Source organism: Microbacterium sp. NPDC055521 (genome assembly GCF_053619695.1).
The window spans coordinates 1-14,729 of the sequence record NZ_JBSHJX010000005.1 but is presented as its reverse complement, the minus strand read 5'-3'; the positions used below and the strand labels follow the sequence as shown (position 1 = coordinate 14,729).

Genomic DNA, 14,729 nt, shown 5'->3' with positions numbered 1-14,729 from the left:
CGCGTGTCCACCCTTCTCTCCTCGCTCGGCCGCTGGTCGTTCCGCCACCCCTGGCGTGTGCTCGTCGCCTGGCTGATCGTGCTCGGCGTGGCCGGCGGCGGCGCCCTGGGGCTCGGCGCGGGCACCGACAACACGTTCTCGATCCCCGGCACCGAGTCGCAGGCCGGACTCGAGCAGCTGCAGCGCACCTTCCCGCAGGTGAGCGGCACAAACGCCCAGTTCATCGTGGTGGCAGCGGACGGCGATGACATCACCGATGCCGGCTACCGCGACGGCATCGAGAGCACCGTCCGGGATCTCGAGCGCATCGACGGCGTGCTCGCCGTGACCTCGCCCTACGACGAGAACATCTCCGGCATGATCAACGCCGAGAAGACCGCCGCCATCGTGCGCCTGCAGTTCGACGGGCAGTCGACCGATGTGCCCGACAGCGTCAAAGACGAGCTGCAGCAGCAGGTCGACGACCTCGGCGCGGCGCTGCCGGACGGATCGCAGACGGCTCTCGGCGGCGACCTGTTCGCCTCGTCGATCCCCACCGTGACGATCACCGAGGCGATCGGATTGCTCATCGCCCTGCTCGTGCTGATCGTCACCTTCCGCTCGTTCGTCGTCGCGGGTCTGCCGCTGCTGACCGCCGTGCTCGGCGTCGGCATCTCGATGGCCGGCATCTTCGCCGCCACGGCCTTCGCGACCGTCTCGTCGACCACTCCCCTGCTCGCGCTCATGCTCGGCCTCGCGGTCGGAATCGACTATGCGCTGTTCATCGTCGCGCGCCACCAGGACCAGGTGCGCGACGGCATCCACCCGGAGGAGTCGGCGGCCCGCGCCGTGGGCACGGCGGGCTCCGCCGTCGTGTTCGCCGGCGTCACCGTGCTCATCGCCCTGATCGGGCTCGGCTTCGCGGGCATCCCGTTCCTGACCACGATGGGCATCGCCGCCTCCGTCGCCGTCGCGATCGCCGTCGCGATCTCGGTCACGCTCACACCCGCGATGCTCGGGCTCCTGAAAGGCCGCGTCGCGGGTCGGCCGCGTCGTGCGCACCGGAAGGCGGATGCCGCACCGCGCCCCACCTTCTCGCGCCGCTGGGTGGATGCCATCACGAAGCGTCCGATCATCGTCGCCTCGGCCGTGATCGTCGGCCTCGGCATCGTGGCGATCCCGGCTCTCAGCCTCAATCTCGCCCTGCCCAACGCCGGCGTGCTGCCCAAGGGGTCGGAGGCACGGGTCAGCTACGACCTCACCGCCGAGGAGTTCGGTCCCGGTTTCAACGGCCCGCTGATCCTCACCGGCACGATCGTCACCTCCACCGACCCGCTGAACCTCATGCAGGAGCTCGGCGACGAGGTCGAGAAGCTCCCCGGTGTGCGCGAGGTCGCTCTCGCCACGCCGAACGAGACGGCCGACACCGGCATCGTGCAGATCATCCCCAAGACGGCGCCGGACGACGCCGCGACCAGCGACCTCGTGCGCGAGCTGCGCTCCCACCACGACGAGTGGCTCAACGAGTACGGCATCGACCTGAAGGTCACCGGGTTCACCGCCGTCGCGATCGACATCTCCGACCAGCTCGGCGCCGCACTGCTGCCGTTCGGAGTCTTCGTGATCGGCCTGTCGCTGATCCTGCTCGCCATCGTGTTCCGCTCGATCTGGGTCCCGATCACCGCCGCGATCGGCTACCTGCTCTCGATCCTCGCCGCCTTCGGGGTCGTCGCCGCCGTGTTCGAGTGGGGGTGGTTCGCCGACGCCCTGCACGTGGCGCGAACCGGCCCGATCATCAGCTTCATGCCGATCGTGCTCATGGGCGTGCTGTTCGGTCTGGCGATGGACTACCAGGTGTTCCTCGTCTCGCGAATGCGCGAGGACTTCGTGCACTCGAAGGGCTCGGGCCGCGCCCAGGCTGTCGAGGCCGTGCGCTCAGGCTTCTCGGGCACGGCCCGAGTCGTGACTGCCGCGGCACTCATCATGTTCGCTGTCTTCGTCGCGTTCGTGCCGGAGGGGGACTCGTCGCTCAAGCCGATCGCGCTGGGGCTCGCGGCGGGCATCGCGATCGACGCCTTCGTCGTACGCATGACGCTGATTCCCGCGGTGATGGCGATCCTCGGCGACCGCGCATGGAGCATCCCGCGGTGGATGCAGCGCATCCTGCCGCACGTCGACATCGAGGGCGAGGCGGTCGAGCGCGAGCGCGCGCTCGACGCGTGGCCGGGTGACGACAGCATCCTCGCCGCCGACGATCTGGTCGTCGACGACGCCGGCATCCACGGCGCGCATCTGCGGCTTGCGCCGGGAGGTGCGCTGGTCGTCACCGGCACGACGCGTCACGCCCTGCGCACCCTCGCTCTCGTGCTGGCAGGACGGGTGAAGCCGGATGCCGGAAAGCTGCGCGTCACCGGGCATCTGCTGCCCGGCCGCTCGGCGTGGGTGCGCGCGCACGTCGGCGTGGCCCTGCTCGACGGGCAGGACGCCCGCGCCCAGCTCGGCGAAGCGCTGCGCGGACGGACCGGCCTCGTGGTCCTCGACGGAGTCGAGCGCATCTCGGCATCCGATCGCGATCAGCTGACCGCGCGGCTGCGCGACGCCGGCGACGACCTCGCGGTCATCTTCACCACGACCGACCCGGATGCCGCGCAGCGCCTCCTCGCCGATGCCGGCCGATCCGTGGCATCCGTCTCCGATCTGCGCGAGAGCACAGACATCCCGACCTCCGACTCGACCGAGGTGACCGCATGACTCTCCCCATCGAACGCGCACGCTCGCGCCGGCCGATCACCTGGCTGACCCTGATCGGCGTGCTGCTGCTGCCCGCGATGATCGGCGGGATCCTCGTAGCGGCCCTGCACAACCCGACCGACCGGCTCGAGGAGATGACCGCCGCGGTCGTCAACCTCGACAAGCCGGTCACGATCGACGGGCAGTACACCCCGCTCGGCCGCCAGCTCGCCGCCGGTCTCGTGGAGGGCTCGGATGAGCTCGACTCGAACCTGACGTGGGTCATCTCGAACGAGGATGACGCGGCCGAGGGCATGGCCGATGGCCGGTATCAGGCGGTCGTGACGATCCCGAAGTCGTTCTCGAAGGACGCGACCTCGGCGGGCGTCGCCTTGCAGGACGGCGACGGTTCGGCAGAGCAGGCCGAGATCAGCGTGACGACACCGCCCGACGGCCGCGTGGCTGACGGGCTGATCAGCCAGCAGATCGCCTCCGTCGCCGCGTCGACCCTCGGCACGATGGTGAGCGAGGCGACGGTCGGCAACGTGCTGATCGGCTTCAAGACCATCGGCGACCAGATCGGCGATGCCGCCGACGGCGCCGACCAGCTCGCCGACGGTGCACGTTCGGCAGCGGACGGCGCCGCCGAGATCCCCGGTGGTGCGGCGCAGCTGGCCGACGGGGCGAACAAGCTCGCGGACGGCGCGGGTGAATTGGCCGGTGGCCTGAACACGATCGCAGGCAAGGCACGCGAGGCGGGTTCGGGTGCCACGCAGCTCGGGCAGGGTCTGATCTCGGGTGCGGCGGAGCTGGAGAACGGTGGGCTGGTGCCGGGTCAGCTGCTGGACGCCGCAAACGGAGCGAAGCAGGCCACCGCAGGGGTGAACAGCGGAGTCGCGAAGCTCTCGGGTGGCATCGACGACCTCGTCGCGCTGTGCTCGACCCGGGCACCCGGAGTCGACCCTTCCGGGGACCAGGTCTGTGGTGCGCTGCAGATGCTCCAAACCGATCAGCAGGAGGGTCTCCCTGCTCTGCAAGCCGGCGCGGCTGGTGCCGCTCAGGCCGCCGCGGGAACAGCGGACGGACTCACACAGCTGAGCGCCGAAGCACCGAAGGCCATCGCCGGGCAGCTGCGGACGGCCGGCACGGCGGCATCCCAGCTCGGCGGCGGACTCGGGCAGCTCGCCGACGGCGTCGGGCAGTCGGCGACCGGGGCATCCGGCCTCGCCTCGGGCGCCTCGCAGCTCGGGGACGGCATCACCGCCCTCGGTGGCGGGGCTCGTGAGCTCAGCGGCGGACTCGACCAGCTGGCATCCGGCACCGGCGATCTCGCCGAGGGCCTGCACACCGCCTCGACCTCGCTGCCCTCGTTCGACGACGAGCAGTCGACGTCGCTCGCCTCGGTGATCGCCGACCCGGTCACCTCGAGTTCCGACTCGAACGACTTCTTCGGACCGGCGACGATTCCCCTGCTGTCGGCGGTCGTGCTGTGGTTCGGCGCGCTGGCGTCGTTCGTCGTGCTGCGGGCTGTTCCGGGCCGCGCGCTCACGTCGCGCCGCTCGTCGGCCGGCATGGTGCTGCGCGGCTACTGGCCTGCCGCGGTGATCGGCGCGGCTCAGGGTCTGCTGGTCTCGCTGGTGGTGCAGCTCGTCGTGCAGTACGACGCCGCAACATGGTGGGGCTTCGCGGGCTTCGCTGTGGTCGCCGGCATCGCGTTCGCGGCGGTCAACCAGGCGCTCGTCGCCGTGCTCGGCGGCATCGGTCGCTGGATCAGCGCGCTGGTCGGCGTGCTGGCATTCGCGACAAGTCTCATCTCGACGGTTCCCGACTGGCTCGCGAGTCTCGGAGCCGCGATGCCTACGGCACCCGCGCTGAGCGGACTGATCGAGCCGAGCGGCGCCGCCTTCGCCGGCCTGGTCGTCTGGGCGGTGCTCTCGCTCGGTATGGCGACCATCGCCGTGGCGACCCGGCGCACGACTTCCGCGAAGGCCGTGCTGGCCGCCGCGTAGCATCCGGGTTCTGCCGCCTGACTCTTCGGGCTCAGGCGAACACACGAGGGTAGGACGGATCCGACCATCCGCGTCCTACCCTCGCTTGTTCGCCTGCGTCCGTGCGGTCTCGCTCTCGGGCTCTCGCCTCGTGGGAATGCCCGTTCGCGGAGCCGCACTCATCCGAGGTAGGCCAACGCGCCCAGGTAGGACGAATCAGCGGGTATCTTCCTACCTCCGCGCGTTCCCCTACCTCCGCGCGGGCGCAAGAGGCACCGCCGCGAGCGAGGCACCGGACCGGGGAAGGTCCGCCCGCCGGGGCACCCCGGGTCCCCAGCATCCGCACAAGCTCACTGCCCGACCTGATCACTCGCCCGAGGTAGGCCAACGCGCCCAGGTAGGACGAATCAGCGGATATCTTCCTACCTCCGCGCGTTCCCCTACCTCCGCGCGGCGCAAGGGCCAAAGGCCCAGGCCAAGTGCTCAGCTCAGCTCAGCTCAGCTCAGCTCAGGCCGGAGTACGCGTGCAGGCCCTTGAAGAAGACGTTCACGATCGCGAAGTTGAAGATCACGGCGGTGAAGCCGGTGATCGACAGCCAGGCCGAGGGGTTGCCGCGCCAGCCGCGCGTCGCGCGGGCGTGGATGTACCCGGCGTAGAGCACCCAGATGATGAAGGTCCAGGTCTCCTTGACGTCGAAGCCCCAGTAGCGACCCCAGGCGTCCTGGGCCCAGATGGAGCCGGCGATCAGGGTGAAGGTCCAGAAGATGAAGCCGACGACGGTGAAGTGGTAGGCCATGTTCTCGAGGCGCACCGTGTTCGGCAGCGTGCGCAGGAACCCCGGGCCGGCGCTCTCGACTCCTTCGGCGATGCGACGCTCGCGCCGCGACTGCATGAGCTGCATGACCGACAGGGCGAACGCGAGGGCGAACAGCGCGGTCGACAGCGAGGCCACGAACACATGGATCACGAGCCAGACCGACTTCAGCGGGTCGACCAGCGGCGTGACCGAGACGTAGAAGTTCGCGGCGGCGGCTCCGAGCAGCACGACGACGAGGCCCGAGATGAATGTGCCGAGGTAGCGCAGGTCGATGCGGGTGAGCACCACCAGGTAGACGGCCATGATCAGCAGCGTGCCGACCATCGCGAACTCGTACAGGTTCGCCCAGGGCACGCGTCCGGCGGCGAAGCCGCGAGTCAGCGTCGAGACGAGGTGGAACAGCCAGCCGAGGATGGCCAGCGCCGTGCCGATGCGGGCGAAGATGTAGCGTGGCGCGCCGCTCTTCCCTGCGCCGCGTGCGGCGGTTCCGGATGCCGGTGAGCCGGCGCCACGGGCATCCGCTCCGCCGGCCGCGACCAGCACCGGCGTCTCGACCTCGGCGGTCGTCGCCGAGGAGCGACGAGCGAGGTCGAAGGCGTAGGCGATGAACGAGCCGGCGTAGACGGCGATGGCCGTCCACAGCGTGAGGATCGAGATCGAATCGAGGTCGGGCATGTGTCAGTCTCCCTGTGCGGGGGTCGCGCCTTCGGGCACGGCCGCTTCGAGAAGCCGCTCGTGTCCGCGGACGAGGTCGTCCACGGCGGCGGCGAGGGTGGGATCGTCACCGCGCGCGAGCGCGGCGTACTCGAGGTGGATTTCGTCGTCGGCGGCGGTGGCCTTCACCCACATGCGCCGACGCGGCACGAAGAGGGCGACCCCCAGGCCGCCGAGGGCGAGCAGCGCGAACGCCAGCACCCACGGCGCCGAGGCGTCGTGATGGATCTGCAGCGAGACATAGCGCTTGACCGACTGCAGGGTGCCTTTCGCGCCCTCCGGCGACATGTTCTCGAACGTGACCGTACCGAGACCGTCGGGCAGGTCAGCCGTCTCGCCGGGCTGCAGCTCGATCGACTTCGTGTCGGTGGTGCGGCCGTTGAGCTTCTCGAGGCCGTCGGTGTTCAGCTCGAACACCGAGACCGCCTTGCCGCCGTCGACGCCGAGGTCTCCCTGGTAGACGTCGAGAGTCAGCAGCGGCAGGTTCAGTGCGCCGTGCACCGAGGTGTACGCCCCGCTCTTCATCTTCAGCGGCGTCGGGTACAGGAACCCGATCATGCCGAGCTGCTCGGGCATGCCGTCGGTGATCTTGACCACGCCCAGCGAGGTCATCGCACTGTCCTGCGGCAGGAACTCCACCGGGCCGCTGAACACCTTCTCGCCTTCGGCATTGCGCACGGTGATGGTGGGCGCATAGCCGTTTCCGAGCAGATAGATGCTGTCGCCGCCCACGTGCAACGGGTGGTTGACGCGCACGGTGCCCTTGCTGGTCGAGCCGTCGACGTTTCGCACCGAGAGGTTGGCGGCGAAGTTGCCGGCCTGACCGGCACCGGGCGTGCCGAAGTCCTCGTAGGTGACGTCGAACGAGTCGAGGGTCAGCGCGTACGGCTGGAGCGAGTCGTCGGCGACGAAACGGCCCCGGTTGATCGAGTTGTAGTCGATCAGGGTGTTGACGTAGCTGGCGCCCTCGATGACCACGCGCTGACCGGTGTACGCGAACCCGCCGCCGAGGCCGACGGTGACGAGCACGCCCACGAGGGCGATGTGGAAGAGCAGGTTGCCGGTCTCGCGCCAGTAGCCGCGCTCGGCCGAGACCGACCACGTCCGGCCGCGGTCGTAGCGTGCGACGCGGTAGCCGAGGGACTTCAGCTGCTTCTCGGCGACATCGATCGCGGCGGCCGCGTCGCCGTTCTCGCGCGTCGCCGACCGGTGGTGCTCGAGCCGGCCGAGCCGCGCCGGGGTGCGTGGCGGCAGAGCGCGCAGCGCCTTGGCGTGGTGCTTGATGCGCGGGATGATGCAGCCGATCAGCGAGATGAACAGCAGCAGGTAGATGGCCGAGAACCACGGCGACGAGTACACGTCGAACATGCTGAGGGCATCGAGCGCCGGGAAGATCTCGGGGTTGTTCTGCTTGTACTGCACCACGCCGTTGGGGTCGGCGGTGCGCTGCGGGAACACCGATCCGGGGATCGCCGCGATGGCGAGCAGGAGCAGAAGCACCAGCGCGACGCGCATGGACGTCAGCTGGCGCCAGCCCCACCGCAGCCAGCCGACGGCACCCAGCCTGGGCTGGGTGATCTCGTCGTCGACCGCTGCCGAGTCGATGTGATCGGAGGGACGCAGCGGGTCGGATGCCGCCGCCGTGCCCTCGGAGCGATCAGAGGGGGAGGATGACACTGCTCATCACCGCCGTGAGTCGAGACATGATCTGGGACCACACGCCGGTGACCATCAGCAGACCGAGCACGATCAGCAGCGCGCCGCCGACGATGTTGACGATGCGGATGTGGCGACGCATGAAGGCGGTCGCGCTGGTCGCCCAGCCGAAGCCGAGCGCGACGAGCAGGAACGGGATGCCGAGGCCGAGCGAGTACGCGACGCCGAGCAGCCCGGCACGCCACGGGTCGCCCAGGGTCCAGCCGACGCTGATGATCGCACCGAGCGTCGGGCCGGTGCACGGCGCCCAGCCGATCGCGAGGGTGAAGCCGAGCAGCGGCGCGCCGATGAGACCAGCGGTCGAGTCGACCTGCATCTTGTACTCACGCTGCGCGAAGCCGAACAGCCCGAGGAAGATCAGTCCCATCAGCACGACCACGCCGCCGAGGACGCGGGTGATCAGGTCGCCCCACTCGAGGAAGAAGACGGATGCCGCGCCGCCGATCACCGTGTAGGCGACGAACACCACCGTGAACCCCGCGATGAAGAGCAGGACGCCGAGAAGCATCCGGCGGCGCTGAGCGGCGGGCGGTGTGACCTGTGCCGAGGACGCGGCGCCCGCCGCTCCCCCGAGGAATCCGAGGTAACCCGGCACGAGCGGCAGGATGCACGGCGACAGGAACGACACGAGTCCCGCGAGAAGGGCGAGCGGGATGGCGATCCAGAGCGCTCCGGCTCCGATCACGGCATCCGGAGTCACGCCTTCTCCTCGAGGGCGTCCTTGATGAGCGTCGACAGGATCGAGGTGCCGTCGATCGGCCCGATGATGCGCGCGGCGACCCGGCCCTGTCTGTCGAGCACGAGTGTGGTGGGCGGCGCCTGGATCGGCGTCACCCGGGCGAAGGCGAGCTTGGCGTCGCCGGTGGTGGCGTCCATGAGGCTCGGGTAGGTCACGCCGTAGGTCTTCGCGAAGGCCTTCGCGGTGTCGGCCTGGTCGTAGATGTTCACGCCGATGAACTGCACGCCGTCGGCCTTGTGCTTCTGCCAGGTGGCCTCGAGGTCTTCGGCTTCGACGCGGCACGGGCCGCATCCCGCGTACCAGAAGTTGACGACGGCGACCTCGCCGCGGATGTCGTCGCTCGAGAACTTCTCGCCGTCTTCGGTGACTCCGCCGAAATCGACCGGCGTCTTGCGCTCGGCTGCGGGGATCGACTCGACGCGGAAATCAGCGGAGGTGTACGCCTTCTGATCGCCGTTCTTGTACGCCTCGACCATGGGGTCGGGCGCGCACGCGCTCAGACCGATGGCGAGCGTCGCGGCGAGCGCAGCGGCGCCGATGCGCCAGGCGCCGCGAAAGGAACGAGCAGGCACGGACACGCTGGGAATCGTACGCGCGGTTCCTATGCGCGCTCTGAGCCGAACCGCGGCTCAGGGAGTTCGGCGATCAGATCGGACAGCTCCGCGCGGAAGCGCGGGCATGTGGAGATGTCATGCGCCGAGCATCTCAGCGCATGCTCGGCCATCGCCTTGGAGTGCCGCATCTCGGCCATGCGCCGGTCGAGATCGTCGATGTGCTGCTGCAGCACACGGTGCCTGCCCGCCATGTCTCGCTTCAGCAGATGCTCGATCTGATCCAGGCTCATCCCGGCGGCCTTGCTGCGCAGGATGACCGCAACGCGCACCGCGTCGTCGCGGCCGTAGCGACGTCGTCCTGCAGTGTCGCGCCCTGGAGAGAGAAGGCCGACCGACTCCCAGTGTCGCAGCACGTTCGTCGGCAGGGAGAAGCGGGCAGCGACCTCACCCACCGACCAGGACCCTTCGGTGCTTGACTTCATGTTGACATGAAGTCACAGACTGACAGGAATCGCAAGACCGAGACCCATCAGGAGGACGCATATGCGCGACGTCATCATCATCGGAGCGGGCCCCGCCGGCCTGCAGGCGGCACTGACGCTGGGTCGGATGCACCGCTCGGCCCTCATCGTCGATTCCGGCGAGTACCGCAACGGCGCGGTGCTGCACATGCACAACGTCCTGACCAATGACGGCACTCCCCCAGCGGAGTTTCGCGCGATCGCACGGTCGGAGCTCGACGAGTACGAGACCATCGACCTTCGCGAGAAAAGGGTCACCGCGGTGTCGCGCGTCGCGGCAGGATTCGAGGTGCAGTTCGATGACGACACCGTCGAGCAGGCACCGCGGGTCATGCTCGCGACGGGCGTGACGGACGATCTGCCCGGCATCCCCGGCCTGGCTGCACTGTGGGGCGTGCACGCGTTCAACTGCCCGTTCTGCGATGGTCACGAGTTCGCGGGCCGTACGGTCGGCGTGCTCGGCGGGAACCGAGCAGAGCACATCGTGCGGATGCTGCGTCCCATCGGCGCCGACATCGTCGTCTTCGATGACGAGATGGACGATGGGCAGCTCTTGGCGCTCGAAGAGCTGGGTGCCAGGGTGCACCGCGCTGCCGTGGAGTCCGTCGCAGCGGATGAGCACGGCGTGCTGGTCGTCGCGGGCGATGCCGTCCGGGTCGACGGACTCTTCGTGACGAGCGCCACCGCACGGCAGCGCTCTCCCTTCGCGGAACAGCTCGGTCTGCGGATGCTCCCCAGCGGCGCCATCGAGATCGATGAGTTCGGTCGCACGTCGCTGGCCGGCGTCTCGGCAGCAGGCGACCTCGCGCACAGGGCGAGCCTCCCCGGCATCATGGCGGCGGTCACCCTCGCCGCGGCGGCCGGTCAGCTGGCGGCAATCGGAATCGTGCAGGAGCTCGCGATGGGGTGACCAAGCGGACGCGCGATCGTGGCCCGGACGGGGGAATCTCGTGCGGTGGCGGCCTCAGACCGCGCCGAGGTCGACGCCCTCGGCCGCAGGCTCGGCGTAGGCGACCTCGCGCCACACGTCGCCGACGCGCTCGAACGAGGTGACGCTCGACAGCGCGCAGCGCCGAGTGCGCGGATCGTGCTGCAGGGTGATGCCGGCGACCGAGAGGTGCGTGATCCAGATCGGCGCCTGGTGCGAGACGAACACGATGTCGCCGTCATGTGTCGCGGTGGCCCGCTCGGCGGCATCCCACGCCTCATCCATCGCCGCGCGCATGCGCGTCGCGATCGACGTGTACGGCTCGCCCCAGCTGGGCACCGACGGGCGGCGCAGGTGGCGCCAGTTGAACGGGTTGCGCAGGGCGCGCGACATCCGCTGCCCTTCGAACACGTTCGCGGGTTCGATGATGCGCGCGTCGTGCGTCGCGTCGAGGCCGAACAGCTCGGCGAACGGCTCGGCGGATTCCTGGGTGCGCTCGAGCGGCGAGCAGCGCAGCTCGCTCACGGGTCGGCCTGTGGATGCCAGATGCTCGGCCGCATCACGCGCCATCGCACGCCCGGCCTTGCTCAGGTGATAGTCGGGGAGGCGCCCGTAGAGCACCCGCTTGGGGTTGTGCACTTCGCCATGGCGCACCAGGTGGAGTCGTCGTGCCGTCACCCGCCCACCGTATCGCGGGCGGGCAGCCCGCCGGATCGGCCGTCGCGACCCGCCACGTAGACTGGGCGGGTTCGTATTTCCCCGATCAGAAGGAATCTCCGTGCTTCGCACACACACGGCAGGCTCATTGAGAGCCGAGCACATCGGTCAGACCGTCACCCTCTCGGGCTGGGTCGATCGTCGCCGCGATCACGGAGGCGTCGCGTTCATCGATCTTCGCGATGCGTCGGGCATTGCGCAGGTCGTCATCCGCGACGAAGAGGTGGCGCACCCGCTGCGCTCGGAGTTCGTGCTGCAGGTGACCGGCGAGGTCTCGCGCCGCCCCGAGGGCAACGAGAACCCGAACCTGCCGACCGGCGAGATCGAGCTGATCGCGGGCGACGTGGTCGTGCTCAACGAGTCGGCCCCCCTCCCCTTTCAGGTCTCGAGCGGCCTGGCCGAGTCCGACCCGATCGGCGAGGAGGTGCGTCTGAAGCACCGCTACCTCGACCTGCGTCGCCCGAGCCCCGCGGCCGCGATGCGCCTGCGCTCGGATGTCTACAAAGCGATCCGCGACGAGCTGCACATGCGCGACTTCGTCGAGGTCGAGACGCCGACCCTGACGCGTTCGACACCCGAGGGCGCCCGCGACTTCCTCGTGCCGGCGCGCCTGCACCCGGGCAGCTGGTACGCGCTGCCGCAGTCGCCGCAGCTCTTCAAGCAGCTGCTGATGGTCGGCGGTGTCGAGAAGTACTTCCAGATCGCGCGCTGCTACCGCGACGAGGACTTCCGCGCCGACCGGCAGCCGGAGTTCACCCAGCTCGACATCGAGATGAGCTTCGTCGAGCAGGAAGACGTCATCGAGATGATGGAGTCGCTCATCGTCGCGATGTGGAAGACCATCGATGTCGACGTGCAGACCCCGCTGCCGCGCATCACCTACGCCGAGGCGATGGCCAAGTACGGCTCCGACAAGCCCGACCTGCGCTTCGGACTCGAGCTGGTCGAGGCGACCGACTACTTCGTGAACACGCCGTTCCGGGTGTTCCAGTCGGAGTACGTCGGCGCCGTGCTGATGCCCGGCGGCGCGTCGCAGCCCCGCAAGACGCTGGACGCCTGGCAGGACTGGGCCAAGCAGCGCGGTGCCCGCGGCCTCGCCTACGTGCTCTTCAACGAGGACGGAACGCTGGGCGGCCCCGTCGCCAAGAACCTGTCCGAGGCCGAGCAGGCGGGCCTCGCGGAGCTCGTGGGAGCGAAGCCCGGCGACTGCGCGTTCTTCGCCGCGGGCGAGACGAAGGCCAGCCGCGCGCTGCTCGGCGCCGCACGCGTCGAGATCGGCCGCCGCCTCGAGCTGCTCGACCCGGACGTGTTCGCGTTCACGTGGGTCGTCGACGCGCCGATGTTCGAGCCCGCAGGCGACGCCGTGGCATCCGGCGACGTCGCCGTCGGCTCCGGCGCCTGGACGGCGGTGCACCACGCGTTCACCGGGCCGAAGCCCGAGTTCGAGGCGACGTTCGACACCGACCCGGCATCCGCACTCGCGTACGCGTACGACATCGTCTGCAACGGGTCGGAACTCGGCGGCGGATCGATCCGCATCCACCGCGAAGACGTGCAGAAGCGCGTCTTCGGCGTGATGGGGATCACCGAGGATGAGGCTGAGGAGAAGTTCGGCTTCCTGCTCGAAGCGTTCAAGTTCGGCGCTCCTCCGCACGGCGGCATCGCGCTGGGCATGGACCGCGTCATGCAGCACCTGACGAAGACGGAGTCGATCCGCGAGGTCATCGCCTTCCCGAAGTCAGGGGGCGGCTTCGACCCGCTGACCGAGGCGCCCGCGCCGATCACGCCCGAGCAGCGGGCCGAGGCCGGCGTCGACGCCGAACCCGAGGATGCCTGACACCGAGGCCCCGCCTACCGTCGAGACCCCCGGCTGCTGATCTCTGCAGCCGGGGGCCTCGACGTAAGAGCAGGGCCAGCCGGACTCTCACCGATTCGCCCTCAGGACACCTCGCGTTCACCGGACTCCCGCCACCCCGTAACTCGCGCTCCGTAGCTTCCTCTCGTAACCCGACTCCTGCGCGCGAGCGCGGGAAATCCGAGAGGAAACCCTGATGACCAGCATCACCCGCCGTGCGCGCCTCGTCGCCGGCATCGCCCTCGTGGCCACGGCCGCCCTGGCCCTGACCTCCTGCGCCGCCGACAGCAGCGCGGGCGACAGCGACGGCGGCTCGTCCGTCGACGCGGCGACCGCAACGTCGCTTGCCGACTTCGGCACCCTCGAAGATCTCGAGGCGGCGGCCAAGGCCGAGGGCGCCCTGAACGTGATCGCGCTGCCGCGCGACTGGGCCAACTACGGCGAGATCCTCGACCTGTTCGCCGAGCGCTACCCCGAGATCACCATCAACGAGGCGTCGCCCGACGTCTCCAGCGCCGAGGAGATCCAGGCCGCAGAGACCAACAAGGGTCTGGACACCGCCCCCGACGTGTTCGACCTCGGACTTGCCGTCGCGCTGCAGAGCACAGACATCTTCGCGCCGTACAAGGTCGAGAACTTCGACGAGATCCCCGACGCACTGAAGGAGCCCACCGGGCTGTTCGTCGGCGACTACGGCGGGTACATGTCGATCGGCTTCGACTCCTCGAAGTTCTCCGAGCCCACCTCGCTCGACGACCTCAAGGGCGCAGACTTCAGGGGCGCCGTCGCCATCAACGGCGACCCGACCCAGGCCGGCTCCGCCTTCGGCGCCGTGGGCCTCGCCACCGTGCAGTCCGGCGGGGACCTGGACGACTACACGCCCGGAATCGAGTTCTTCGGGGAGCTGCAGAAGGCGGGCAACTTCCTCAAGGTCGATGTGACCCCCGCGACCATCACCAGCGGCGAGACCCCGGTCGTCTTCGACTGGGACTACCTGAACGCCGCGGCGGGCAAGGACAACCCCGACTGGGAGGTCGTCGTGCTCGACGGCGTCGGCTATGCCTCGTACTACAACCAGGCCATCAACAAGGATGCCCCGCACCCGGCTGCGGCGCGCCTGTGGCAGGAGTTCCTCTACAGCGACGACGTGCAGAACCTGTGGCTGAAGGGCGGCGCGCGTCCGGCCCGCATGGAGGCCATGACCGCAGCGGGCACGATCGACGAGAAGCTCGCGGCCGCGCTGCCCGAGGTCCCCGCCGAGACGGTCGTCCCTGCTGAGAAGCAGTCGACGGACGCCGGCACGCTGCTCGGCGAGAAGTGGGCCGTGGCGGTTCAGTGACCGCGTTGATCACGGGGGCGGATGCCGCGGCGTCCGCCCCCACCACCGCCGGGCCCGCGACCACCGCCCCCCCGGGCGCATATAAAAAAAATAAGCAGCCCGCCAAATTATAAGTGTATTTGTGGGTGGGG

Annotated in this window: 11 protein-coding genes; 5 read left to right on the top strand and 6 right to left on the bottom strand. The window is 69.4% G+C overall.

The window, feature by feature from the left end; genetic code table 11:
- Positions 1-3 precede the first annotated feature (3 nt).
- Complete coding sequence (locus ACWGSM_RS06720) at positions 4-2,730, top strand: efflux RND transporter permease subunit (protein WP_452322157.1); 2,727 nt, start codon at positions 4-6, stop codon at positions 2,728-2,730.
- Positions 2,727-4,718, top strand: a complete 1,992-nt coding sequence (locus tag ACWGSM_RS06715) for a YhgE/Pip domain-containing protein (protein WP_452322156.1) — start codon at positions 2,727-2,729, stop codon at positions 4,716-4,718. Before ACWGSM_RS06720 ends, ACWGSM_RS06715 begins: the two co-directional genes overlap by 4 nt.
- Positions 4,719-5,200: 482 nt before the next feature.
- Here ACWGSM_RS06715 and ccsB read toward each other — a convergent pair whose 3' ends face one another.
- The 5 genes from ccsB to ACWGSM_RS06690 are packed head-to-tail and all read right to left on the bottom strand — an operon-like array spanning position 5,201 to position 9,690.
- Positions 5,201-6,190: a c-type cytochrome biogenesis protein CcsB gene (gene ccsB, locus ACWGSM_RS06710; protein WP_452322155.1), complete on the bottom strand. Its 990-nt coding sequence runs from the start codon at positions 6,188-6,190 to the stop codon at positions 5,201-5,203.
- A 3-nt stretch (positions 6,191-6,193) separates the two neighbouring features.
- Positions 6,194-7,906, bottom strand: coding sequence for a cytochrome c biogenesis protein ResB (gene resB / locus ACWGSM_RS06705; protein WP_452322154.1), 1,713 nt, complete (start codon positions 7,904-7,906; stop codon positions 6,194-6,196).
- Positions 7,887-8,645, bottom strand: coding sequence for a cytochrome c biogenesis CcdA family protein (locus ACWGSM_RS06700; protein ID WP_452322153.1), 759 nt, complete (start codon positions 8,643-8,645; stop codon positions 7,887-7,889). The genes resB and ACWGSM_RS06700 overlap by 20 nt, the downstream gene beginning before the upstream one ends.
- Positions 8,642-9,262, bottom strand: coding sequence for a TlpA family protein disulfide reductase (locus ACWGSM_RS06695; protein ID WP_452322152.1), 621 nt, complete (start codon positions 9,260-9,262; stop codon positions 8,642-8,644). Before ACWGSM_RS06695 ends, ACWGSM_RS06700 begins: the two co-directional genes overlap by 4 nt.
- Before the next feature lie 23 nt (positions 9,263-9,285).
- Positions 9,286-9,690, bottom strand: a complete 405-nt coding sequence (locus tag ACWGSM_RS06690) for a MerR family transcriptional regulator (protein ID WP_452322151.1) — start codon at positions 9,688-9,690, stop codon at positions 9,286-9,288.
- Between the two features lie 91 nt (positions 9,691-9,781).
- On the opposite strand from ACWGSM_RS06690, the gene ACWGSM_RS06685 reads away from it, so the two are divergent.
- Positions 9,782-10,669, top strand: a complete 888-nt coding sequence (locus ACWGSM_RS06685; RefSeq protein ID WP_452322150.1) for an NAD(P)/FAD-dependent oxidoreductase — start codon at positions 9,782-9,784, stop codon at positions 10,667-10,669.
- Positions 10,670-10,723: 54 nt separating this feature from the next.
- On the opposite strand, the gene ACWGSM_RS06680 is transcribed toward ACWGSM_RS06685, so the two are convergent.
- On the bottom strand, positions 10,724-11,365 hold the full coding sequence (locus ACWGSM_RS06680) for a histidine phosphatase family protein (RefSeq protein WP_452322149.1): 642 nt from the start codon (positions 11,363-11,365) through the stop codon (positions 10,724-10,726).
- A gap of 100 nt (positions 11,366-11,465) precedes the next feature.
- Between ACWGSM_RS06680 and aspS the strand changes: the two genes are divergently transcribed.
- Both aspS and ACWGSM_RS06670 read left to right on the top strand, forming a co-directional pair.
- A complete protein-coding gene (aspS, locus tag ACWGSM_RS06675; protein WP_452322148.1) occupies positions 11,466-13,241 on the top strand; it encodes an aspartate--tRNA ligase in 1,776 nt (591 codons plus the stop codon).
- Between the two features lie 214 nt (positions 13,242-13,455).
- Entirely contained in the window at positions 13,456-14,598 is a 1,143-nt protein-coding gene (locus ACWGSM_RS06670; protein WP_452322147.1) for an ABC transporter substrate-binding protein, read from the top strand.
- The last annotated feature ends 131 nt before the right edge of the window (positions 14,599-14,729 follow it).